This is a genomic window from Blautia sp. OF03-15BH (genome assembly GCF_003463065.1).
Classification (GTDB): Bacteria; Bacillota; Clostridia; order Lachnospirales; family Lachnospiraceae; genus Limivivens.
Window position 1 is genome coordinate 537,249 of record NZ_QSCM01000001.1, and the last position, 23,635, is coordinate 560,883.

Below are 23,635 nucleotides of genomic sequence, written 5' to 3' on the forward strand. Positions count from 1 at the left end.
CCCCGGAGCGTTTTCGTTTTTATTTATTTTGAATGCCTACAGATATTTCTTCACATAACGACCCGTGTAAGACTGTGGACATTCTGCCACTTCTTCCGGTGTCCCTGTGGCAATGACCATACCTCCCCGATCACCGCCTTCCGGTCCCATATCAATGATATAATCCGCCGTCTTGATCACATCCAGATTATGTTCGATCACAACAACCGTATTACCGCCTTCTGCCAGCCGTTTCAAGATCTCGATCAGCTTGTCCACATCTGCAAAATGAAGCCCTGTCGTCGGCTCATCCAAAATATAGATCGTCTTGCCGGTACTCCTTCTGGAAAGTTCTGTTGCAAGCTTGATCCTCTGTGCCTCTCCTCCGGAAAGCTCCGTTGATGGCTGACCCAGGCGAATATAAGACAGTCCCACATCATAAAGCGTCTGGATCTTTCTTCGGATACTTGGCACATGTTCAAAGAAAGGCAGTGCCTCTTCCACCGTCATATTCAGCACATCGTAGATACTTTTCCCTTTGTATTTGACCTCCAGTGTCTCCCGGTTGTAGCGTTTGCCACCGCAGACCTCACAGGGCACATAGACATCCGGCAAAAAATGCATTTCAATCTTCAGGATGCCGTCTCCGCCACAGGCCTCACAACGACCGCCTTTTACATTGAAGCTGAAACGTCCTTTTTTATAACCTCTGGCTTTGGCATCTGCGGTAGACGCAAAAAGATCACGGATCAGGTCAAAAACTCCTGTATACGTCGCCGGATTGGAACGCGGCGTTCTTCCAATCGGGGACTGATCGATATCAATGACCTTATCCAGCTGTTCCATTCCGAGGATCTCTTTATGTTTTCCCGGGATGATCCGTGCCCGGTTCAGATCTCTTGCCAGCCGTTTATAGAGGATCTCATTCGTCAGCGAGCTTTTTCCGGATCCTGAAACACCGGTGATACAGGTAAAAACTCCCAGGGGAATGTCCACATTGATATTTTTCAGATTGTTCTGGGCAGCGCCCAGGACCTTCAGCCATCCCGTCGGCTTTTTCCGCTCTTTTGGCACCGGAATCTTCCGCTTTCCGGAAAGATACTGGCCTGTAATGGAAGTCGGATTCGCCATGATCTCCTCGGCATTTCCCACTGCTACCACTTCTCCGCCGTGTTCTCCTGCTCCGGGACCGATATCCACTATATAATCCGCTGCCAGCATGGTATCCTCATCATGCTCCACAACGATCAGGGAGTTTCCCAGATCCCGTAGATTTTTCAGGGTCGCCAGAAGCTTGTCATTGTCTCTCTGATGAAGACCGATGCTGGGCTCATCCAGGATATAAGCCACACCGACAAGACCGGAACCGATCTGGGTCGCCAGACGGATACGCTGTGCCTCACCACCAGAAAGCGTTCCGGTCGCCCGGGCCAGTGTCAGATATTCCAGTCCTACATCGATCAGAAAACCGATCCTGGCTTTGATCTCCTTGAGGATCTGATGTCCGATCATCTGCTGATGCGGTGTCAGAGTCAGTTCATCCAGAAAAACCTTCAGTTTCTCAATAGGAAGCTCCGTCACCTCCGCGATGTTTTTTCCTCCTACCGTAACTGCCAGAGCTTCTTTTTTCAGACGCTGACCGCCGCAGGTCTTACAGGGGGTGATCCTCATAAACTGCTCGTACTCCTGCTTCATGGCATCTGATCCGGTCTCCCGGTACCTTCTTTCCATGCTGCGGATCAGACCTTCAAAGGCCACATCATAGATGCCTTCTCCCCTCTGTCCCTTGTAGCGGACCTTCACCACCCGGCCGTCCGTACCATGGATCAGCATATGACGGATCTCTGCCGGCAGTTCCTGATACGGAGTTTTCAGATCAAATCCATAATCTTTTGCCAGAGCATCCAGGATCGCACCGGCAAAGCTGTGCTTGTCCGTGCAGGACTGCCAGCCCATGGCAGTAATGGCACCTTCCGCAATGCTTAAGGTCTTATCCGGGATCATGAGATCCTCGTCAAATTCCATTTTGTACCCAAGACCGTAGCAGTCCGGGCAGGCTCCGAAGGGATTATTAAAGGAAAAGCTTCTCGGCTCGATTTCATCAATACTGATCCCGCAGTCCGGACAGGAAAAGCTCTGGCTAAACTGCAGAGTCTCACCCTCCTGCACATCCACCATCGCCAGTCCGTCTCCCAGATGCAGCACGCTTTCCAGAGAATCCGTCAGTCGTTTTTCGATGCCAGGCTTCACAATGAGACGGTCCACCAGAATCTCAATGTTATGCTTTTTGTTCTTTTCCAGTTTGATCTCCTCGGAGAGTTCATAGAGATTTCCGTCTACCCGGACACGGACATAGCCGCTCCTTCTGGCCTGTTCAAAAACCTTGACATGTTCTCCCTTTCTTCCACGGACCACCGGTGCCAGAAGCTGGATCTTCGTTCGTTCCGGCAGAGCCATGATCTGGTCCACCATCTGATCCACATCCTGCTTTTTAATCTCCTTGCCGCATTTTGGACAATGCGGGATACCGACTCTGGCATAAAGAAGACGAAAATAATCATAGATCTCTGTCACGGTTCCTACGGTAGAACGCGGGTTACGGTTCGTCGATTTCTGGTCGATGGAAATGGCCGGCGGAAGTCCTTCGATACTCTCCACGTCCGGTTTCTCCATCTGTCCCAGGAACTGTCTGGCATATGAGGAGAGCGATTCCATATACCGTCTCTGCCCTTCCGCATAGATCGTATCAAACGCCAGGGAAGACTTTCCAGAACCACTCAGGCCGGTTAAGACCACAAACTCATTTCTCGGAATATCCACATCGATCTTTTTCAGGTTATTGACATTTGCTCCCCGGATGCGGATCATCTGTTTTTTATCTTTTTCTGCACTCATTCTTCTATCTCCTGTAACTGCTTCTTCAAAACGATCATCCGGTCACGCAGCACGACAGCTTCCTCGAAATTCAGCTCGGCTGCCGCCTGCTTCATCCGTTTCTGCACATCCTTCAGTGCCGCTTCCAGTTCTTTTCTGCTCATGGATTCCGGATCTTTTTCCTGCTTCTTCGGCACTTCCTCAACTTCCTTTGAAATGCTGATGGCATCCCGTACGGCTTTTTTGATGGTCTTCGGCGTGATGCCGTGTTCCTTATTATAAGCTTCCTGGATCGCCCGGCGGCGCTTTGTCTCATCAATCGCCAGACGCATGGAATCCGTTATATTATCGGCATACATGATAACATGGCCTTCCGCATTCCGGGCCGCACGTCCGATGGTCTGCACCAGAGAGGTCTCGGAACGGAGGAAGCCTTCCTTATCCGCATCCAGGATTGCTACCAGCGAGATCTCAGGAATATCCAGTCCCTCTCTCAGAAGGTTGATACCTACCAGCACATCAAACACATTCAGACGCATATCCCGGATAATCTCCGTACGCTCCAGGGTATCGATGTCAGAATGAAGGTATTTCACACGGATACCGATCTCTCTCATATAATCCGTAAGGTCCTCTGCCATCCGTTTGGTCAGAGTCGTGATCAGAACCTTGTTTCCTTTTGCCGTTTCCTTATTTACTTCACCGACCAGATCATCGATCTGCCCTTCCACCGGACGAACTTCCACCTCAGGATCCAGAAGTCCTGTCGGACGGATGATCTGCTCTGCCCGCAGAAGCTCATGTTCCGCCTCATACTCTCCCGGCGTCGCGGAAACAAAGAGGATCTGATCGATCCTGCTCTCAAATTCATCAAAATTCAGCGGCCGGTTATCCTTGGCAGACGGAAGCCGGAAACCATACTCCACCAGAGTGGATTTTCTGGACTGATCTCCTGCATACATCCCTCTGATCTGAGGGATCGTCTTATGGGACTCATCGATGATGATAAGAAAATCGTCCGGGAAGAAATCCATCAGCGTATTGGGCGGCATCCCCGGAGCCAGACCCGTCAAATGTCTGGAATAATTCTCAATACCGGAACAAAAGCCCGTTTCCTTCATCATTTCAATATCAAAATTCGTCCGTTCTGCAATTCGCTGCGCCTCCAGAAGCTTGTCCTCGCTCTTAAAGTAGCGGACCTGCTCTTTCAGCTCCTCTTCGATATGGATCGCTGCCTCTTTGATCTTTTCCATGGGAGTTACATAATGGGAAGCCGGGAAGATCGCTGCATGCTCCAGCGTCCGCTTTACCGTTCCCATAAGAGGATCGATCTCCGTGATCCGGTCGATCTCATCCCCGAAAAATTCCACCCGGACTGCTGTATCTGAAGATTCTGCCGGAAAGATTTCCAGCACATCTCCCCGCACCCGGAAGGTACCGCGGTGGAAATCCATATCATTCCGGTCATAATGAATATCAACGAGCTGATGGATCACCTCATCCCGGTCTTTTTCCATCCCCGGCCGCAGGGAGATCACCATCTCCTGATAGTCTACCGGGCTGCCCAGGCCGTAAATACAGGACACGCTGGATACAATGATCACATCTCTCCGCTCCACCAGCGCCATTGTGGCTGACAGACGGAGTTTATCAATCTCGTCGTTTGTAGAAGCGTCTTTGGCAATATAGGTATCAGAAGAAGGCACATAAGCCTCCGGCTGGTAATAGTCATAATAGGAGACAAAGTATTCCACTGCGTTCTCCGGGAAGAATTCCTTAAACTCACCGTACAGCTGTGCTGCCAGTGTTTTATTGTGGGCAATGATCAGCGTTGGCTTGTTCAGCTGCTGGATCACATTCGCCATGGTAAATGTCTTACCGGAGCCTGTCACTCCCAGAAGCGTCTCCGCCTGATTTCCCTCCCGGAAGCCCTTCACCAGTTCCGCGATCGCCTGCGGCTGATCTCCGGTGGGGGCGTATTCTGATACTAATTCAAAATGATCCATGAAAGGCACCTTTCTTTATGTATGTATTTTTGACAATATTTACACTTACACTATCACCAATCCATTTCGTTCGCAATTCGTGTTCTCTCATCCTCAACCAATGGAACTAAATTTTCTAATGCATTATGCAATTCCTGATGACTATTCTTCGAGTTATATGTAATTATTTCCAAATTTCTATTTTCCTTAATGATTTGTTTGAATTCATCATTTATTCCATTCTTTGGTGTAACAAAATAATGACTTGGACTTCCCGGAAAAACAAATGAGTAATTCTCTAAAACTAATTGTATGTCCGGATCAGAAAAACCACATCCCAAAAACACAAAAGTATAATTTAAAGAAAGAGCTTCTAACAACCTATAAAATGCTGCATTTTCATATCGAGCATTTGTGTACTGACTTCTTGTAAAAATCATTTTTGAGCTTTCATCAAGTGTACCATGAATTTTTAAAATAATTCTTTCGTCTGCTTTAATTTTACTAACCAGATCTGAGTCATAATATTTTTTAACCAAAATAGTTCCTGCAGTTTCTGACTGTGCATATACTTCATATATTTTGTCAACACTTGGTGTTATTACTATTCTCGCATCTAACTTTAGTATATTCTCATGTATTTTATGGCTTTTATATTTAGGTGCCAGAAACTGATCTCGTGCTATTTTTTCGAATCTTATATTTCCGATCTGATTCACGAGAACTTCACATGCTGTTAAATAATCTTTTTCTTTTAAGAGTGAGTCTACATATTTTTTTATAGCTGTATTATCAATTTCATTAAGAATTATTCGTATGAATTCCTCCCAAGTGGGAGGATGCTTTGATCCATCTAAACTAACCGCATTAGCTGAAATTCCGGCTCCTAAAAAAAGTATTGCTTTTCTTTTCGCAATTTTTTCTACAATATCTATAGGCCAATTCATTGCATTTTCTCCATATTATTTATAAAGCGAGTAGCAATACTTTCCATGACACCTTTATAGTCTTTAACCTTTGCAAAATGTGCCCCTACTATGCCATCCGTACTATTCAACTCGAAGACAGGTTTATGTGCTGATTGTGATAATGGTATAATACTATTAAAATTTGGTATTGTTCCTAATTCATAATTAATATTATTTCTTTGAACATTTAAAATATTTATCAATTCCTTTTGGATTACTTCTGGTACATTAGAAAGAATTCTTTCATATGCTTGTACTGGTCGTCTAACCCCTTCTACAGTTTTACTGGTATATTGCTGTGTCACATATCCCAAAAACTGTATTGCTGGAATAGGCGCAAAATACTGTTTCAATTCCTCATCTCCACATCTATTAAACCCTTCTCTAAAAGAATCTCTCCATCCCTTTATAGTCTTTCCTATATTCTCTATTGCTAAAATACTAAATATATCCGACGACATTGGAGTTACAAAATAATCACATCCTAGTAAAATGGCTCTATTGATGGCCCCTAAAGAAGGTCCCATATCAAAAATAACAAAATCATATTGTTTAAAACGTCTTGTCAAATCACTAAAAGTTAATGTAGTTCTTATACCTCTTTCTCCACCAGATAATGTTGAACTCCAATCAGAAGCCAACGTATCCTCAAAAAGTGCTAATTGAGGATCTCCCGCTATAAAATCAAATCCAAAACTATCTAAAAAATATGTATTTACATCTCTTACATATCCCATCCCCTGATTTACCGGTTTTATCACATTATATATTGTAAAACCTTTCTTTTCATAATATACAGTATTAAATAGTTCATCATTAAAACAATATACAGTTGAATTGCATTGTGGATCAGCATCAACCAATACAACCTTTTTCCCCTGTCGTGCAAAATAAGAAGCCAAATTACAGGTTAATGTGGTTTTTCCCACCCCACCTTTATTATTAAACATAGCGATTGCTTTCATTCAATTCTCCTCCAAATTATACTTTAATATTTAAATCTAAAACAACATATAATACTTTACCAGATATGAGCCTAAGATATACTCATATCTATAATACACATGCATTCCCCTGGCTTTCTACTATGAATAGTTCTACCCGTCTAAATATGTTTCCTATCATAAAATTTTAAAAAACGCCTTTTGATTTATTGTTTCTTCTTCTGTTTTTCTCATTATTCTATAGTCATTCTATTTATTCATAAAGCAGCCTTTCGCATTTCTTGATTTATAAAAAATTTCATCACTTTGATAAAATTCCAAAATGATGAAATTACTTTATACTTTACATGTTTTGAATCTCCCTTTTTAACAACTCATACACATAAGTAGATCCTTCCAAATAAAGACCAGTCTCTACATCACTTAACTTTTCAAATGTATCTGACAAATAGAACTGCTCCATAGCCTGTTCTATGGTAATTGCATTATCCTCTATAAGATAACCAACCACTTCCTGTGTGGTGTACTCAATCATTTCCTGTTGCTGATCTGTCATGCATCACACCTACTTTCTTCAAATACTGCAGAGCCTTTTCCGTATGAAACGTATATTGATTTGTAAGCCTTCCAAAATCAAACTCTTTCTTAAGGTATTCTGCATCTATCGTTCCCCGGCTAAACTGCCGGATTAAAAGACCTACCGTATCATTTGCCACAGGTCCGATAACCACATCAAATTTACAGTCAAGATTGCATTCCCTGCTGCTAATATCCGTAAATTTTCTATCTCGATTATTTTTTATGAATATCGCCCATTCAATTGTAGGTTTGTCATCAAATATACGACAGTTCAGATCTGACCTTTCTGCCAAATCATCCGGTACCTCATATACAGTTACCGTCGGTATACCACCGTCAATTCTTGCTCTACGCTGTGCCATTCTCCATGCCTGTTCTTCCAGTAACGTAGTATAAAATCCACATCCAAAATCTTTATTAGGCATGCACTTTGACAAATCCACTTTATCAATTTCCATATTAGATCCATGAAAAAGTCTCACTAAGCTGCACCTCCATTTTTCCTGCATATTGCAGCCAGATCATCCAAAGCATCATCAAACGAGAGGGTATGCTCTACATCATAGAATTCTTTTAGAAACTCAATTCCTTTATAACGATTCAAATAAATATAAGCATCTCTCATATGCATCCCGTACCGATTTGCAAATTCACTGATACAAACAACAATGTAATCTAATAGGTTCCTATCTGCTTTCGTCATATCACTCTCTCCTTTCCTGTATCTTAGATCTGCTTTGATTATAGCAAAAATTCATAAATCTTACACTACACTTTTTAATCAGTGTTGCACGCCCTCTATTTTGAGCGGTACCGACCAATTTTTTCGCTTCTATATTTCTGTCACGGAGCCCTCTTTACGCATGAGGGTCACTGAACTCACCCTGTCCATATAGTTTTATCCTGTCCACACAGTCCATATAGCCCACAATATCTGGTATAAACAGCACCAAGCAACACTAAATAGCTGTTCTAAAAGTACTCATCGTTATTAGGACACAAAGTATTCGACTGCGTTTTCCGGGAAGAATTCCTTAAACAGCACTGTAAAACACAAAATAACACGGATAGTATTTACCCGTTACTTGAATTTCAATTATAGCATACAGATAAAAAAAAGTACAGACAAATCCGAACTTTTGTTCTGCGCTTTTTGATAGTTTTCATTCAAGCTTTTACATAACGATGTTGGAGCACAACACAAAAATACAGGTCTGCCAAAAAGACAAACCTGCACTTATTTCTTATGAAATTGTCCGTCAATATCCCGGCTTTACTCTCATCTTGATCCGGCAGCTTTCGATGTCGGGCTGGATGCCTCCTCATTCAGACATGTAATACTTCATGCCCTGCATCAATACCATCATTTTTTTATTCTCTTATTCCAAAACAAGCAGTGTATACGGGCTGATCGTTACGTGACTGCCCTCTAGTTTGCTTTCTTTATCATCTGCACTCTGGAAGAAAACACTCGTGAAATCGCCGTAAACCTCTGACGTCTTCAGATCCAGTTCCTTTGTTTCTCCGGTCAGGTTTACCAGTACCAACAGGCTCTCGTCCTTGGTCATACGAATGAACGCCTCGATTCCCTGATCCTCTGTTTCATATACATCGATATCACCATTTCTGAGTACATCGGAATTCTTTTTCAGATTCAGAATTTCTGTATAGTAGTTAAACAGCGGATTTTCTCCTGCTAAAGCTGCATCAACAGTAAGTCCTTCTTTGGCCATCTCCTCTGTCCACGGCATCTTGATCATGCCTTCTTCATCCCAGCTCTTGGTGGCTCCCAACTCCTCCTGGAAAAACAGGAATGAATTTCCCGGCATAGTAGCAAGCAGAGAAGCTGCTGTACGGGCATGATCCTGATTGCCCTCCAGCTGAGCCATTACACGCTGCTGGTCATGGTTGGACAGGAACGGACAGTCAATGAATTTTCCGTTGGAAATCTCATTGCAGGTCTCATAATATGCAATCAGATCTTCTGCAATATTCAAATCATTGTTCTCTTCCTCGGTCAGCTTGTCTTCACCCTCTACATACTGATATTCTGTAGACTCATTTTTTGCTGCTGTCAGCATCTTGCTGCTTAAATTGAAATTATAGAGACTGTCCAGATATCCGCCTTCAATAAACGGTGTCATGTGGCTGGCATCTTTGTCCCATACTTCTGCGATCAGATATGTGTCGGGATGCTCTTTACGTACTCCTTCGCTAAATTCTTTCCAGAAGCCCATATTTTTGGCAAAAATCTCATCACTGTAAATATTGGACAGATAATCTCCGAAAATGTGGCGTGCAGCATCCAGTCGGAAACCGTCAAATCCCAGATTCAGCCAGAAATTCGCACACTCAATAAACTCCTGACGTACTTCCGGGTTATCAAAATTCAGATCCGGCACATTATCCTGGAAAATATCGATCCAGGTATAATCAAATTCTTTGCCCTTATAAGGTGAATCATCCGGCAGCTGATCCGTTGTCCACCAAACGGATTCAAATCTTCCGTTGGCATTATCCCCCGAATACGTGCCGCCTGTCATCGGGTACTGCTCCTCCCAGCCTTCCAGAGATCCATGTTCCAACTCATATGCATTCCGCTCTTCCTGGATCTCAAGTGCTGTCTTATCTACAAAGTTTGCATCCTTAGATACGAAATTAAACCAGTCAAAATACTTGTTTTTACTACCATCTTTCAGAATCGGTCCTTCTAACGCAGTCTCAAACCAGGGATTATTGTATGCACAATGGTTGACTACCAGATCCATAATCACCTGGATTCCTCTTTCATGCGCCGCACTTAAAAAAGATTTCAGATCCTGCATCGTTCCAAGATCCGGATTCAGACCGTAATAGTCTATCGTACTGTATGGCGACGAATTTGACTTATTGATCGGCATAAGCCAGATTCCCGTGATTCCCAGATTTTCAAGGTAATCCAGCTTCTGCTCGGCTCCGCGGAAATCTCCTATTCCGTCTCCGTCACTGTCGCAAAAGCTGCTTACCCTCATTTCGTACCAGTTTCCACCTTCCTGCACTTCTGCATTTGTGTTACCGGCAGCTGCAAAAGAGGTAGTTCCCGTTCCCAATGCCATAGCAGCAGCCATCATCGTAACCATGAGTTTTTTTCCTGTGTTTTTGTTCATATAACACATACCTCCTTTATTTATTTGTATGTATTTTAGCAGTTTAGCACAAATACCTCAATGGAGATGTGTCTTTATTTTAGGATATTATTTTTTATTTCTTATTACAATTTTAAAATTGTTCTCTTATTTTTTATCAATTTTCTAATCCCGCATAATACGCATTTACTTCCTCCTGGATTTTCAGTCCCCCGTTTTCCTTCCATGTATCTACAAACTTGTCAAACGCCTCGACCGGTTCCTTTCCCAGAATTATTTTTGCATATGTCTGCTCTTCCAGATTTTTCAGGGATTTCCATTTTGCCTTCATCGTCTCTGTTGTTCCGGAAAACAGATTATCCACTGGCAAATATTCCTGATCTGCGATCGGCCGTACTCCGTTTATGATCCCATACAGACGGATAAAGCTGGTGTTATTTCCCTCCTGATAATCTTCCGTTCCGAAATGATCGTATGGAAACCTGTTTAACAGATTCAGATTATCCACATCCTCCTGAATCGATTTATGCCCGGAAAAATCACTCGTTTGTTCTTCTCCCTGCATTACCTGATCCAGCTTCTTCCATATATATTCCAGTTCATCTGCGAAATCATACTCCCAGCCAAGAGGATAAGCCAATATGTTTATGCTGTTGTCCTCCTTTCTCCAGCCGTATTCCAGATTGATCCCATAATTTAAGATATCGATTACCGCCTCCGGATCCTGGCATTTTTGATGGATGACCAGATACTGATTTACTTTGGGCGGCATCACACAAATATACTGCCCATCCTCATCCAACGGCGCTCCGTATGCCTGCCATTCGCTTTTATTTTCAATGATATCCTTCTCCAACCGTTCTGCCGCCCACCAGGGGCCGAAGAAAATTCCTGCCTTTCCTTCATTTAACACCTCTGACACATCCTGTCGCAGGAATATTTCCTGATCCAGCACGCCCTCTTTATACAATTCTGCTAAAGTCTTCAAGGCTTCTCTGACTTCCTTTTGCACCGATCCATAAATCAGATTTCCATCCTCGTCCTTCAGCCAATATTTGGGATACGCATGAAAAGCACTAAACAGAGGCGTCAGACCAAAGCAGCACTTGCCAACGGCAGTCAACTCTTCATCGACCCCCGGGCCTAAAATGCCAACGGTTCCTTCTCCTCCCATCTGATGCTCTGTAAACAACTCGCCTGCACGAATTACCTCCTTGATTGTACGTGGAGGCTCCAGTCCCAGTTCGTCCAGCCAGTCTTTCCTGATCCACATAACATTGATTCCACTGGCTGTCAGATTCGGAAAGGGGATCGCCATCATTTCTCCGTCTACCCGCACGGCTTCCAGCATTTCTTCGCCTCCGCTTTCCACAAAGGCTTTCGCCTGATCCGAAACCATCTGTTCATATAATTCCGTTACCGGCTGAAGCTGTCCGTATTCCAACATTTGCAGGTATTGTGCCTCTCCTACCATTAACGCCTCCGGCAAAGCATCGCAGGCGATATGCATGTCGATATTCCGCTCAAATTCCTTTGTCGAATAAATCCAGTCATATACCACACGTATACCCAGGTCCTCCTGGATCCGATCCAGTATCTGATTATCCTCTACTGTTTCACCCTCCGGAAAAGAAACATTTTCCTCCAATACTGCCCCCAGATGAATCACCTGTTCGCTCTCTGCTTCCTGTGCATTTCCGGATTTCCAAAAACCATACCCACATACGCTCAAGATTGTCAGTATTCCAATTCCTCCTAACCATTTCCTTTTCATTCCTGTTCCTTCTCTCTTTTCCGGTATTCTGCAGGGCTACATTGAAATTTTTCCCGAAAAACACGATTAAAATAGTAAACATCCTCATAGCCACTTTTCCAGGCAATCTCCATAATGCCAAGGTTCGTATGCAAAAGCAGTTCTTCTGCCTTTTGCATTCTAAAATTCTGAATGAAATCGCCAAATGTGCTTCCCGTATATTTTTTAAACTTTACGCTAAAATAGCTTCTGCTCATCCCGATTTCCGAGGCCACCTCCGGGGCATGAAGGGGTTCTGTATATCGTTGCTCGATCAATTTTACTGCCTTTAATATAGTCGTAAATTCATTACCTGCAAGTTTATCACTGTTCCTGTATTCCGAACGTATCTGATCAACCCAATCCATCATTTCATCTTCTGACTGAAACCAGGGGACATCTGTCTCACTGCGTCCAAGCAAGTTATCCGCCTTTCCAATGCATTTCACGATCTGGCGTTCCAGAATCCGCGTCTTAGGATGCCATGCTTTCGTAAACGCCATCAGATTTTTGTAAAAAATCGTATCAAAAATCCAATACAGACTGTTCCACTGCTCTTTTATTTTTTCCCATTCCTCCCCAGCTCCATCTTTATTTCGGACGAATCCCTGATTCCGTTCGTCAAACTTTTTTTCAATTCTATCCAGAAGAGAATCGCCATCTGTAAATTCAAGCGAGGCTTTAGAAATATATTCCAGGCACCCCAGGCGGATTGCTGCCTGGGCATATGAAAATTCTTCATAAAATGTCAGCACGACAAACCGTATCTCTGGATTCTTTGCGCTGCACTGCTCCATAAATGTAATCCCGTCCATCTCCGGCATATCAATATCCACAAAAATCAGGTCTGCTTCCTGTTCATTCAAAAATTTCAACGCCTCTTTGCCATTTTGCACATCTCCGACTACCTCCATCTGATGCTTTTCCCAATGAAGCAGGGAGATAATCCCCTTCCGTGCCAGCTTGTCATCATCCACGATCAGAACTTTAATCACTGTTTTTCCTCCCCTATGTTTTCACCAGGTCTGTGCCCTCCGGCACATTCCCGCAATGGTATCAGTATATTGATTTTTGTCCCTTTGCCTATCGCACTGTTTACATTCAGGATTGCCTTTTCTCCATAAAAGGACTCCAACATATACCGTACGTAACGAAAACCAATTCCGGCTTTTTGCGGGCTTTCCGGCTCCACGCCAAGGGGACGGCAGATCCTGTCGTACTCCTCCATATTCAGCCCCTCGCCATAATCCCGTACAATAATCACCGCATAATTTCGAGACGTATCTTCAAAAATCCACAGTTCCAGTCTTCCTCTTTCCCCAAGGCCATGCTGAAGGGAATTCTCTATTAACGGCTGCAAAAGCATACGGATGGTCGGTTCATCCAAATACTCACCTTCCTCCACCTCCAGCATAATCTCAAAATCATACCGCTGTTTTTGGATTTCAATGTATTTTCTCGCGATTTCTACCTCTGTGCGCAGCGTACTGACTGTTTTTTCTTTTCCAAGATTATACGACAAGATGACCATCAGATCATGGACAAACCCACGGATTTCCGGTTTTCCCTCCTTCTGTGCCATCCATTGTACAGAATACAGGGTATTTAATACGAAATGTGGGTTGATCTGATACATCAGCTTTTCCAACTCTGCCTTTTTGCGCAGCTCATATCCTGTCCTTTCCTGCTCTTGAAGCTGCTTAATATTTCTGCGCATCTGACTGATGGTTTTCAGCACCTGATCAAACTCCTCTATTCCCATATCACTTTTAATGGCTTCAAAATTTCCTTTTCCTGTCTCTTTTATTTCCTCCCGCAGCTTTCTGATCGGTTTTCCAATCATTTGGTAAATCGCCAGAACAATGCTATAGAATAAGGCTAATATGATCAACGAGGCAATGATGCTTCTTTTCTGCCAGATATTGGTTTCACGGTTGTAAACAGACAGCGGCAGGCTTAGTGCATAATAAAATCCCATTTGATTCTTCTTTAACAGCAAATAGTACCCGTTCCGTTGAAAACCCTCTTCCGTTTTCTCCTCTCCCCTTGCAGTATCCAATGTTTCCCCCTCCTGGAAGTCTGCACATTCCGAATAAATGATCTTCCTGTTCTCATCCAACTGCAGCAGTTTATAGTCTGCTTTATCCGTATTATCTATCTGAAGTGCCAGGTAGATATCCAACAAATCATTTTCAAAATATTGTTTTTCTTTTTTCATGGAAATCAGATATTTGGAATGATAAGCATTACTGCTGTTTTCAATTCCATAAAACAGATTGTTTCCCACCCGCTTCAGCTTTTTCGCCTGTTCTGTTGTCTCTTCGTAAACGCTGCCTCCTGAAAACAATACCTCTCCGCTTTCTGAATCCTGATAAGAAATCCGTCTGACATTCAGATTGGTAAATAAAGTATTTGCAATCTGTTCTTCAACGTGCTGCTTTTCTACTCGCTTATCGTAGGTTTCCGGCTGCTCCAAATAAGTGATAACAGCCTCACCGCAGCTTCCCTTTGCCTCAAGGTTCTGCATGATATTCACCAGATTCAAATACCCCTGATCAAAGCAGGAGCAGATCTGATCAAGTGAAAACTGCATTGCGCTGTGAATCTGTTCCTTTTCCACGGAAGAGATCGTCATCCGGGCTAAAATAAAGCTGACCAAAATACTCACTATCGTGCCAAGCATGATAAGCTGAAATAATCGGTTTTTCAGCGAATTATTTCTTTTCCACAGCTTCTGTATCATTATCTATCTCCCCCCTGCGCTGATTTTAATCGTTCACAAAGAGTATCTCCATCCGGCGCCCCTCTGCTGCTCTTTGGATTTTCATTCTTCTTTTCATCTTCATAACTTCCATTATATCACCTGTCACTAATATTTTTTCGTCCATGCTCAGGCTTCCTACCAGAAATAAAATAGTACAGTTAGTATAGCTTATTTCTGTTCATTTTTCCAGTATCATGGTATAATACGCCTCAGGTAATTACCAAAAGATATTATACGAGGAGTGACATACATGGAATTAGTAAATGGACGGCCGGAAAATCCGGTCGGGAGACTGGAAAAAGAGATCCGGACTTATGATTTTCTGGATAAACTGAAGATTGATTATCAGAGGATCGACCACGAAGCAGCCATGACAATGGAGGACTGTGAGGCGGTTGACAAGATTCTTGATGCTACGATCTGTAAAAATCTCTTCCTGTGCAACCGGCAGGAGACCAGGTTTTATCTCCTGATGATGCCAGGTGATAAGAAATTTAAGACAAAAGAGCTCTCTTCCCAGATTGGCTCGGCAAGACTTTCTTTTGCCAAAGATCATTATATGGAAGAATTTCTGGATATCACACCGGGCTCCATGAGCGTGCTGGGACTGATGAATGACAAAGAAAACCGGGTACAGCTTCTGATCGACGAAGATGTGCTGAAAGGAGAATTGATCGGCTGCCATCCCTGCATCAATACTTCAAGCCTGCGGTTCCGTACCGAGGATCTGATGAAAAAGATCCTTCCGGCCATGGGACATGAGGCGGTGTTTGTAACACTGGGGCTGGAATGAGCATTATCCGGCTCCTGAATGAAGCAGGGAAATCCACAAAGATCCATCGTTCACATGAAAAAGATCCACCGCACACGCAGCACTGTGTACGATGGATCTTTTCTTTTTTTATACGTATGGTCACACGTTTTTTTCCGTGATCCTGCCATCCAGATCCCAGAGATCCTCCCATCCACGGGCACCTTCCCAGAGGAAAACCTGTCCTTTGATGAGACGGCAATTTTTATCATCTTTTGTAATGGCTTCCATCTCTTCTGCGGTCAGCGGGTCTTCTGTCACACAGGTAAGATTGGACTGATACTGGGTCTCCTTAACAGAGAAAGGAATGGGTACCTGCCCCCTCTGAGCCGCCCATTTGAGGCAGATGTTTGCCGGATGAACGCCGTGGGCTTTGGCTGCCGCTGCTACGGAGGGAAGCTCGGAATCAGCTACATCCTCTGCCGTGCGGTCTCGCTCAGGCCGGGACGGAGAACCCAACGGGCAGTAGCCGATGGGTAAAATATCATGCGCTGTTGCATAATCAAACAGTTCCGGCTGTTGGAAGGAGGGATGAAGTTCCATCTCCAGAGCCGCCGGTTTGATCCGGCAGAGCGGAAGAACGGCCTCCAGTTTCGGAACAGTCATATTACTCATACCAATGTAACGCACCAGCCCCTGATCCACAAGTTCTTCGCACTGACGCCAGGTTTTCATAAACTCCTCCACAGAAAAGGGCTTTGAATCCGGGTTTCTGGAATCGCCGCTGCAGCCCGGTGCATGGTAGTTCGGAAACGGCCAGTGGACAAAAAACAGGTCGATCGTCTCAAGTCCCAGGTCCTGAAGGCTCTGACGGCAGGACGCTCCTACTTTCTCATGCATATCATTCCATACCTTGGAAGTGATAAAAAGATCCTTTCGCTCTACAACGCCCTCATCAAACAGACGTTTCAGAACCTGACCGATCTGGGCCTCATTCTGGTAAACAGCAGCACAGTCAATGAGACGGTAACCAAATTTTACAGCTCCGTACACGGCCTCGGAAATGGCTTCCGGACCATATTTGTCAGAACCGAAGGTGCCAAGGCCAACGGCTGGGATTTCCTCCCCTGTATAAAGCTTCCTTTTGGGAATCTTGTTCTGATCCATTTTTTCCATGCTTCTCTCCTTATCCTCAGTCGTTGAATACAACGGCTACTTTACCGCATTTTCCGCCGGCCATGAGACTATATGCCTCACCTGCTTTTTCCAGCGGAAATTCATGGGTGATGAGGTCTTCCGGATGGATGTTCCAGCGGACGAGACGCTCCACCAACTCTTCCATTCTCCACAGAGACGTCACCCAGGAACCGTAAATGGTCTTCTGGCCGTGGATGATATCCGGACTCGGATTGAAGGTACAGGTTCCGCCCTCACCGACGAACGCGATCTTGCCCCATTCTCTGGTGGCACGGATGGCCAGCTGCCTTCCCGGATCGCTGGCAGATGCATCGATGGCTCTCTCCACTCCTTTTCCTCCGGTTGCTTTGAGGATCTCATCCAGTGCATCCGGACCCGGTTTTACTACCAGATCAACAAGGCCCAGTTTTTTCGCCAGATCGATCCGGTAATCGTTCATCTCTACACCGATGAGCTTGTTTGCTCCCAATGCTTTTGCCAGCATCAGTGCAGCCAGGCCTACCGGGCCAAGACCTGTTACCAGAACCGCATCATTTCCACTGACACCGATTTTTTCAATTGCTTCATATACCGTTCCGAAACCGCAGGCTACCTGTGCACCGTCCTTGTAGGTAAGCTCATCCGGAAGCTCGATCAGATCTTTTTCGTCTGCCAGGATGTAAGGAGCCATGCCACCGTTTCTCTGCCAGCCATAAGCCTGGCGGAATTTGCTTTTACAGGAAATGTAATAACCTCTCCGACAGTCATTGCAGACGCCGCAGCCTGAAATGTGGTAAACGATCACACGGTCGCCTTTTTTAAAACGTTTCAGTCCTTCGCCTTCTTCCACGATCTGTCCGCAGGGTTCGTGACCTGCCACCATTCCGGGAATATACCCCTCCGGTCCTTTTCCGGTATGCTCCCTGTAAATGCAGCGGATATCGCTTCCGCAGATGGTTGTTGCCTTTGTTTTGATCAATACCTGACCGTAACCCGGCTTCGGAATCTCAAAATCTTTTATCTCCACCGTGGAATTTCCCGGAAGGATCGCACCCTTCATCAACATTTTAACCGCCATACTTCCATACCTCTCTTTCTGTATTTTTCACAGTTTACAAGCTCTTTTGATACTTTCAGTATAGCGTTTTCACCAAAAATTACCAGATGGAAACCTGTCCTTTTTGTATCAGAAATGTCGTGTTTTTGAAGGTATTTTGTGGTAAAATCTAAAGTAACTGTACAGTGAAAAACAAGGAAGTGACACTTTCCTTTGTCTGATTTTCATCTGCTGCCTTGTCATTGACCAGCGGATTGGAAAGGAGAAAACTTTTATGCGCACGCTCTACAATGATATGGATATCCACTTTTCCCTGGAAGGCGTTTCTTTCCATGCTCTGAACATTGTTTTTGAACACTTTGAGCGAACGATTCCTTCTCACATCCATGGAAACGGCTGTTATGAGATCCACTATATTTCCACCGGACATGGAAAACTGAAGGCCAACGACGCCTATTTTGAACTTACACCAAACACGCTTTTTGTCACCGGTCCCCATGTGGAACACGCCCAGACTCCGGTACCGGATGACCCGATGGAGGAATACTGCGTCTATTTCAAGCTGGACAGCAGTTCTCACATGAAGAAAAATGCTTCTGTCCTTCCCTCCTTTATCCGGACTTCCTTCTGGCTCGGTCAGGACCGGCAGGGCATCCATGCACTTATGCTCCGGCTTTTTGACGAGCTGGCCAAACGTTATACCGGTTTCCAGGAACAGGTTCCTCTTCTTCTGACTCAGCTCGTTATCCTCATGGTCCGTAATTACGAACAGCTGCAGATTTCCCGTTCCGTTTTCACGCCCAACAATCTGGCGGATTCCAAATCTGTTATCATTGAGGAATATTTTCTGTACGAATACCAGGATCTTTCCCTGCCGGATCTCTCCGACCGGCTGAAGCTCAGTCCCAGACAAACGCAACGTCTTCTGATGGAATATTATGGAAAAACCTTCCAGCAAAAAAAGGCAGAAGCCCGTATGTCGGCCGCTGCCATTCTGCTTTCCGATCCGCAAAAAAAGATTGCAGAGATTGCGGAAGCACTTGGATATTCTTCTGCGGAACATTTTTCTTCGGCTTTTCGCCGTTATCACCATGTCAGTCCCCGGGAATACCGGAAAGAGCAGTTTTCTTAAGCCTTTTTCACACAGCTTTCCCGCTTGATCAGCTCCACCGGCGTAAAAAAGGTCAGCGGATAATCCCGGCCTTTGAGCTGGGAATCCAGTGCCATGGCAGCTGTCCGCCCCAGAAGAGGCATATTCAGGGCCACCGTGGTCAGAGGCGGCGTCAGATAACTGGTGTAAGGAAGATTATCGATGCTGACAACGGAAATATCCTTACCTACCTGGATTCCCTTCTCGCTGAGGGCCCGGTAACCGCCCAGAGCCAGCTCATCCGACGCATAAAGAAGACCTTTGGGAAGATGGCCCTCTTCGATGATCTTTTTCGTGAGCTGATAGCCGTCTTCCGCCCCAAACCATTCTGTAATCCAGACATTTTCCGACGCATCCAGACCGGTCTCCTGACAATATCTTTCATAAAATTCCAGTCTTGTATCCTTGCATGGAAACTGTTTTCCGTCCGCAAGCCGGGTCAGATGATCCTCTGCTCCGACAAAACCGACGGTTCCATCCGTATTCTGGCGCAGATAATTCATTGCCCGGTAAACCACTTCTTTAAAATCCACCTGTACGGAATCAAAGGCCTGCTCCGGAGCCGGATAATCGACGATCACTTTATAAGGAATTGCTTTTACCAGTTCGTTTTCCGGATCCACGGAAAATTTTCCCATGATAAATAAAGCATCCAGACCGGTCAGCTGCTCATATACTGCCTGATGTACATAATGAAATTCCATCTGCATGGCTGGATTCAGCCGTTTCAGTTCTCCCATCACACTGTTGATGATGACTTCATAATAGCCGTTATCCATGTTGCTTCTTGGAAAACCATATGCCAGAATCCCAATTTTCATTGCCCTGGAGATTCCCGGCGTCTGTTTCTGCTCTTCTTCCCGTTCCAGTTTTCTCCGGATGTTCGCATACCGGCGTTTCTTTCCCATTTCATAATTCATTTCTGCTGCGGTACTTAAAATTTTTTCTCTCGTTTCTTCTGCCACAGAAAACTCCGGATCCTCATTCAGCACCCGGGATACCGTCGCCTTGGAAACCCCGCAAGCCTCTGCAATATCATTCAGCGTTGCCATAATTTCGCCTTTCCCCTGTTTCATCTTCTTTTTACTATACCATATCTCATTCTTTACCCGCAAGTATGTTTAACCACAAAACTGCCCTGCATCCAAATGGCAGTCCGGTTTTTTCCGGTATTCGCCCATTTTTCCGCACGGCAGTTTCACAGCTTTTTCAGTTTTTCATTCCGGTAATGGCAATTCCCTGAATGATCTGTTTCTGGAAGAAAATATAGACTACCAGAACCGGCACAATAGAGATCATGGTTCCTGCCATCAGAAGCGGATAATTCGTAGCATAGTTACCCTTGAAGAAATTCAGAAGCAACGGAACTGTGAAAGTTTCCGTTTTGTTCAGGAAAATCAGAGGATACATGAAGTTGTTCCACTGACCCAGGAAAACAAAGATTCCAAAAGCAGCCATGGAAGGTTTGATCAGCGGCATGATGATTTTAAAGAAAATCTGTGGAACGCTGGCTCCATCAATGATTGCAGCCTCCTCCAGTTCATCCGGCAGGGAAGCAGTAAACTGGCGCATCAGGAAAACACCAAATGCATTGAACAGGCTTGCCGGAAGGATCAAAGACCAGTGGGTTCCGAGAAGTTTCAGGTTTTTCATGATAATAAACAGAGGGATCATGGTTACCTGTGACGGAATCATCATTGTCGCAAGAAACAGGACAAAAATCACATTATGCCCTTTAAATTTCAGCTTGGCAAAAGCATAGCCTGCCATGGAAGCAGTCAGTAGCTGCACCACTACCACGATAGCCGCAATATAAAAGCTGTTAAAATACGCTCTTCCGAAAGGCAGGGCTGCTAGAGATTCCGGATAGTTTTTCCACACAAAGGGGCGTGGAATGATGGTCGGCGGAACAGTAAAAATCTGTCCCATACTTTTCACGGAGCTTAAGGCTGTCCATAAGAACGGAAGCACCATGATGACTGCCCCAAGACTGAGAGCAAGATAGAGAAGAACCGTTGACGGTTTGATTTTTTTACTGTTCATAGTTCACCCACCTTTTTGATCCATACATCTGAACCATCGTAATTGCCAGGATAATGACAAAGAGAATCATGGATGCCGCACAGGCACGACCCATCTTAAATTCCACAAAAGCACTCTGGTAAATATGATATACCAGCGTATAGCTTGCCTTTACCGGACCGCCCTTGGTCATAACGAAGGCCTGGTCGAAAACCTGGAAAGAACTGATAATTGTGTTGATCAATACGAAAAACAAAGTCGGAGAAAGCATGGGAATCGTGATATTCCGGAAACGTGCCCATTTATTTGCTCCGTCAATCTCTGCCGCCTCATAATAAACTTCGGGAATATTCTGAAGACCGGCCAGAAGTAATACCATGTTATAACCAACATTCCACCACACAGAAACGATCACGATGGAGAGCAAGACCATATGCGTATCCGTCAGCCATTTCGGTCCGTTGATTCCAAAAACTGCCAGAACAGAATTCAGAAGGCCGAAATCTCCGTTCAGAATCCAGGTCCAGATAACACCTACGGACACAGAACCGGTTACCACCGGCATAAAATAAAACAGCCGGTACAGAGTTTTCCCTTTGATCTTCTGCACTGCAAGAGCCAGGATCAGGGCCAGTACGATGTTCAGCGGAATATACATGATAGAATAGATAACCGTATTGACCAGTGCTTTCTGGAAATCTGAATCCATAGCCTGATGCACATAGTTTTTGACACCCACAAATTTCATGGTATCGGCGATTCCGTCCCAGTCATGAAAACTGATCACAAAGCTCATAACCAGTGGAATCAGTGCAAAAATCAAAAGTCCAATGAACTGCGGGGCTACAAATACCCATCCCCACATTCTACGTCTTTTCTGCATGATTTCTCTCCTTGTAATGAAAGGAGCAGTCCATTTAAGACTGCTTCCTTTCTTTTTTCAGCTTTTACTCGTTCTCTGCGATTACTTCTGCTGCTTTTTCTTCTGCTTTTGCCAGAGTTTCTTCTGCATCTGCTCCATTTACATAAGCTTCCTCGAATACAGCTTTGGTTGCATCCAGAAGTCCCGGATACAGGCCATCCTTTGCACAGTCATCACCAAGAGCCCATCCGGTGGAACGAACCTCAAGGATATGTTTCACATCTGCCGGAACATTGGAATCCAGCATCATATCATCAAGACCGGTAACAGACGGAACAGAAGTTCCAACTCCGGTGATTCTTGCTTCCTGGCCCTGGGTTCCGCAGTAGAAGCTTGCGAATTCCATTGCCTCTTTCACATGTTCGGATTTTGCATTGACAGAAAGATAACCACAGCAAACCTGTGCGGGTTTGTACTGAGAGCCATCCTTTGTCGGATACGGGATATAATCGAAGTCGATTCCTTCTTCATGGAAGGTTTTAGTCAGCCAGCGGCCTGCTGCAATGAAGCCGGTCTGGCCAGACATAAACATGGCATCCTCACCCTGACCATTCGGAAGGGTTCCGCCGTATACGAATCTGCCATCATTGATACGATCGCATACATACTGGAAAGCTTCTTTTGCTTTGTCATCAAATTTGTACTCATCCCCCTGCCATACGGTTCCGTCATTTGCAAATACCCAGTTGTAAAGGCGGATGGTATCACCGGACTGGATCATTCCACTCTTTCCGTTCTCTTTCAGGGTATCGCAGATCTTATCAAAATTATCCCAGGTCCACTCACCTTTTTCAAACAGGGACTGCGGATCTTCAAGTCCAAGATCTTCCATCATTTTCGGAGAATAATAAAGAACTACCGGATTACAGTCTACAGACAGACCATAAACACCTTCATCATTTCTTGCTGCGCCCCATACGCCTTCACCAAAATCTTCTTCTTTTACATAAGAATCATCGGTTGCCAGGAAATCCTTCATATTAGCGATGGTTCCATTTTTCACCAGCTGACTCATAACCGTATCCTCTACGAAGATGACATCTGCTGCTGTTCCGCCTGCCAGCTGTGTGATCAGCTGCTGACTGTAACCATCACTGGGAGATGCCTCAAAGGTTACATGGATCTTATCCTGTGCCTCATTGAAAGCGTCAACTGCCTGCTGATAAACCTTGATCTCATCAGCATTTCCTCTGGAGGTATAAGTGATCTCCACCTTATCCTCGTCTGCATTTCCAATTACTACATTTGTTCCCAGCAGTGTGGTAAATGCCATCACTCCTGCCATTCCAAGCACCAGTTTCTTTTTCATGTTTCTGTTTCTCCTTTCATTTACTAAACAGTAATTCCATTGTAGAAAATACCTCTTTTGTTTTAGTAAAATGTTTTCTTTGTCGATGAATCCAATATAGCACTTATATCCAGTGATGTCAACTCTTTTTTTCATTTTTCCGTTGTTTTTACTATACTTCTTTTTCTTCTTCAATTTTCTGTATTGTTTTTTAGTAAAATACTTGTTTTTTTTTATTTCGTATGCTATGGTAAAAGCA

The 23,635-nt window shown here is 44.5% G+C and carries 19 protein-coding genes; 2 read left to right on the forward strand and 17 right to left on the reverse strand.

Translation table 11 applies throughout. The features are described 5' to 3' along the window. Positions 1-36: 36 nt before the first annotated feature. The 11 genes from uvrA to DXA57_RS02450 form a co-directional block, all read right to left on the reverse strand. Positions 37-2,874 carry an excinuclease ABC subunit UvrA gene (uvrA, locus tag DXA57_RS02400; RefSeq protein ID WP_117764296.1) on the reverse strand — a complete coding sequence of 946 codons (2,838 nt, stop codon included), beginning with the start codon at positions 2,872-2,874 and terminating at the stop codon, positions 37-39. After that, positions 2,871-4,859, reverse strand: a complete 1,989-nt coding sequence (uvrB, locus tag DXA57_RS02405) for an excinuclease ABC subunit UvrB (RefSeq protein ID WP_117764297.1) — start codon at positions 4,857-4,859, stop codon at positions 2,871-2,873. The genes uvrA and uvrB overlap by 4 nt, the downstream gene beginning before the upstream one ends. A 53-nt stretch (positions 4,860-4,912) precedes the next feature. Beyond that, positions 4,913-5,785: an SIR2 family protein gene (locus DXA57_RS02410; protein WP_117764298.1), complete on the reverse strand. Its 873-nt coding sequence runs from the start codon at positions 5,783-5,785 to the stop codon at positions 4,913-4,915. Further along, on the reverse strand, positions 5,782-6,771 hold the full coding sequence (locus DXA57_RS02415; protein WP_117764299.1) for a ParA family protein: 990 nt from the start codon (positions 6,769-6,771) through the stop codon (positions 5,782-5,784). Before DXA57_RS02415 ends, DXA57_RS02410 begins: the two co-directional genes overlap by 4 nt. A gap of 322 nt (positions 6,772-7,093) precedes the next feature. Then, a complete protein-coding gene (locus tag DXA57_RS02420) occupies positions 7,094-7,306 on the reverse strand; it encodes a hypothetical protein (protein ID WP_243005685.1) in 213 nt (70 codons plus the stop codon). After that, the gene (locus DXA57_RS02425) at positions 7,278-7,838 is read right to left on the reverse strand and encodes a DUF3990 domain-containing protein (RefSeq protein ID WP_278309125.1); all 561 of its coding nucleotides are present in this window, start codon (positions 7,836-7,838) and stop codon (positions 7,278-7,280) included. Before DXA57_RS02425 ends, DXA57_RS02420 begins: the two co-directional genes overlap by 29 nt. Continuing rightward, entirely contained in the window at positions 7,811-8,032 is a 222-nt protein-coding gene (locus DXA57_RS02430; RefSeq protein WP_117764301.1) for a DUF3791 domain-containing protein, read from the reverse strand. Before DXA57_RS02430 ends, DXA57_RS02425 begins: the two co-directional genes overlap by 28 nt. Before the next feature lie 676 nt (positions 8,033-8,708). Beyond that, positions 8,709-10,475, reverse strand: coding sequence for an alpha-amylase family glycosyl hydrolase (locus tag DXA57_RS02435; RefSeq protein WP_158571213.1), 1,767 nt, complete (start codon positions 10,473-10,475; stop codon positions 8,709-8,711). Between the two features lie 136 nt (positions 10,476-10,611). Next, positions 10,612-12,228: an extracellular solute-binding protein gene (locus DXA57_RS02440; RefSeq protein WP_117764303.1), complete on the reverse strand. Its 1,617-nt coding sequence runs from the start codon at positions 12,226-12,228 to the stop codon at positions 10,612-10,614. Continuing rightward, the gene (locus DXA57_RS02445; RefSeq protein ID WP_117764304.1) at positions 12,225-13,241 is read right to left on the reverse strand and encodes a response regulator transcription factor; all 1,017 of its coding nucleotides are present in this window, start codon (positions 13,239-13,241) and stop codon (positions 12,225-12,227) included. The genes DXA57_RS02440 and DXA57_RS02445 overlap by 4 nt, the downstream gene beginning before the upstream one ends. Then, positions 13,238-14,989: a sensor histidine kinase gene (locus tag DXA57_RS02450; RefSeq protein WP_117764305.1), complete on the reverse strand. Its 1,752-nt coding sequence runs from the start codon at positions 14,987-14,989 to the stop codon at positions 13,238-13,240. The genes DXA57_RS02445 and DXA57_RS02450 overlap by 4 nt, the downstream gene beginning before the upstream one ends. Positions 14,990-15,260: 271 nt before the next feature. Here DXA57_RS02450 and DXA57_RS02455 point away from each other — a divergent pair, with 271 nt between their 5' ends. Beyond that, positions 15,261-15,803: a prolyl-tRNA synthetase associated domain-containing protein gene (locus DXA57_RS02455; RefSeq protein ID WP_117764306.1), complete on the forward strand. Its 543-nt coding sequence runs from the start codon at positions 15,261-15,263 to the stop codon at positions 15,801-15,803. A 120-nt stretch (positions 15,804-15,923) separates the two neighbouring features. Here the strand turns inward: DXA57_RS02455 and DXA57_RS02460 are convergent, their stop codons facing one another. Together DXA57_RS02460 and DXA57_RS02465 are read right to left on the reverse strand one after the other, a co-directional pair. Continuing rightward, positions 15,924-16,937 (reverse strand): aldo/keto reductase, encoded by a 1,014-nt coding sequence (locus DXA57_RS02460; RefSeq protein WP_117764307.1) that lies wholly within the window; start codon positions 16,935-16,937, stop codon positions 15,924-15,926. Between the two features lie 16 nt (positions 16,938-16,953). Further along, positions 16,954-18,015, reverse strand: coding sequence for a zinc-dependent alcohol dehydrogenase family protein (locus DXA57_RS02465; RefSeq protein ID WP_117764308.1), 1,062 nt, complete (start codon positions 18,013-18,015; stop codon positions 16,954-16,956). Between the two features lie 253 nt (positions 18,016-18,268). Between DXA57_RS02465 and DXA57_RS02470 the strand changes: the two genes are divergently transcribed. Next, positions 18,269-19,126, forward strand: coding sequence for an AraC family transcriptional regulator (locus tag DXA57_RS02470; RefSeq protein ID WP_117764309.1), 858 nt, complete (start codon positions 18,269-18,271; stop codon positions 19,124-19,126). Here DXA57_RS02470 and DXA57_RS02475 read toward each other — a convergent pair. From DXA57_RS02475 to DXA57_RS02490, 4 genes are all read right to left on the reverse strand, one after another. Then, positions 19,123-20,196: a LacI family DNA-binding transcriptional regulator gene (locus DXA57_RS02475; protein WP_158571214.1), complete on the reverse strand. Its 1,074-nt coding sequence runs from the start codon at positions 20,194-20,196 to the stop codon at positions 19,123-19,125. The genes DXA57_RS02470 and DXA57_RS02475 overlap by 4 nt on opposite strands. A gap of 157 nt (positions 20,197-20,353) precedes the next feature. Further along, the gene (locus tag DXA57_RS02480; RefSeq protein WP_117764311.1) at positions 20,354-21,187 is read right to left on the reverse strand and encodes a carbohydrate ABC transporter permease; all 834 of its coding nucleotides are present in this window, start codon (positions 21,185-21,187) and stop codon (positions 20,354-20,356) included. After that, a complete protein-coding gene (locus DXA57_RS02485; protein WP_117764312.1) occupies positions 21,177-22,049 on the reverse strand; it encodes a carbohydrate ABC transporter permease in 873 nt (290 codons plus the stop codon). The genes DXA57_RS02480 and DXA57_RS02485 overlap by 11 nt, the downstream gene beginning before the upstream one ends. A gap of 64 nt (positions 22,050-22,113) precedes the next feature. Next, positions 22,114-23,397: an ABC transporter substrate-binding protein gene (locus tag DXA57_RS02490; RefSeq protein WP_158571215.1), complete on the reverse strand. Its 1,284-nt coding sequence runs from the start codon at positions 23,395-23,397 to the stop codon at positions 22,114-22,116. Between the last annotated feature and the right edge of the window lie 238 nt (positions 23,398-23,635).

What these genes read in the sequence shown, in the direction of transcription:
- uvrA (WP_117764296.1), bottom strand. Translation starts at nt 2,874, where the DNA reads ATGAGTGCAGAAAAAGATAAAAAACAGATGATCCGCATCCGGGGAGCA.
- uvrB (WP_117764297.1), bottom strand. Translation starts at nt 4,859, where the DNA reads ATGGATCATTTTGAATTAGTATCAGAATACGCCCCCACCGGAGATCAG.
- DXA57_RS02410 (WP_117764298.1), bottom strand. Translation starts at nt 5,785, where the DNA reads ATGAATTGGCCTATAGATATTGTAGAAAAAATTGCGAAAAGAAAAGCA.
- DXA57_RS02415 (WP_117764299.1), bottom strand. Translation starts at nt 6,771, where the DNA reads ATGAAAGCAATCGCTATGTTTAATAATAAAGGTGGGGTGGGAAAAACC.
- DXA57_RS02420 (WP_243005685.1), bottom strand. Translation starts at nt 7,306, where the DNA reads ATGACAGATCAGCAACAGGAAATGATTGAGTACACCACACAGGAAGTG.
- DXA57_RS02425 (WP_278309125.1), bottom strand. Translation starts at nt 7,838, where the DNA reads ATGCAGGAAAAATGGAGGTGCAGCTTAGTGAGACTTTTTCATGGATCT.
- DXA57_RS02430 (WP_117764301.1), bottom strand. Translation starts at nt 8,032, where the DNA reads ATGACGAAAGCAGATAGGAACCTATTAGATTACATTGTTGTTTGTATC.
- DXA57_RS02435 (WP_158571213.1), bottom strand. Translation starts at nt 10,475, where the DNA reads ATGAACAAAAACACAGGAAAAAAACTCATGGTTACGATGATGGCTGCT.
- DXA57_RS02440 (WP_117764303.1), bottom strand. Translation starts at nt 12,228, where the DNA reads ATGAAAAGGAAATGGTTAGGAGGAATTGGAATACTGACAATCTTGAGC.
- DXA57_RS02450 (WP_117764305.1), bottom strand. Translation starts at nt 14,989, where the DNA reads ATGATACAGAAGCTGTGGAAAAGAAATAATTCGCTGAAAAACCGATTA.
- DXA57_RS02455 (WP_117764306.1), top strand. Translation starts at nt 15,261, where the DNA reads ATGGAATTAGTAAATGGACGGCCGGAAAATCCGGTCGGGAGACTGGAA.
- DXA57_RS02460 (WP_117764307.1), bottom strand. Translation starts at nt 16,937, where the DNA reads ATGGAAAAAATGGATCAGAACAAGATTCCCAAAAGGAAGCTTTATACA.
- DXA57_RS02465 (WP_117764308.1), bottom strand. Translation starts at nt 18,015, where the DNA reads ATGGCGGTTAAAATGTTGATGAAGGGTGCGATCCTTCCGGGAAATTCC.
- DXA57_RS02470 (WP_117764309.1), top strand. Translation starts at nt 18,269, where the DNA reads ATGCGCACGCTCTACAATGATATGGATATCCACTTTTCCCTGGAAGGC.
- DXA57_RS02475 (WP_158571214.1), bottom strand. Translation starts at nt 20,196, where the DNA reads ATGGCAACGCTGAATGATATTGCAGAGGCTTGCGGGGTTTCCAAGGCG.
- DXA57_RS02480 (WP_117764311.1), bottom strand. Translation starts at nt 21,187, where the DNA reads ATGAACAGTAAAAAAATCAAACCGTCAACGGTTCTTCTCTATCTTGCT.
- DXA57_RS02485 (WP_117764312.1), bottom strand. Translation starts at nt 22,049, where the DNA reads ATGCAGAAAAGACGTAGAATGTGGGGATGGGTATTTGTAGCCCCGCAG.
- DXA57_RS02490 (WP_158571215.1), bottom strand. Translation starts at nt 23,397, where the DNA reads ATGAAAAAGAAACTGGTGCTTGGAATGGCAGGAGTGATGGCATTTACC.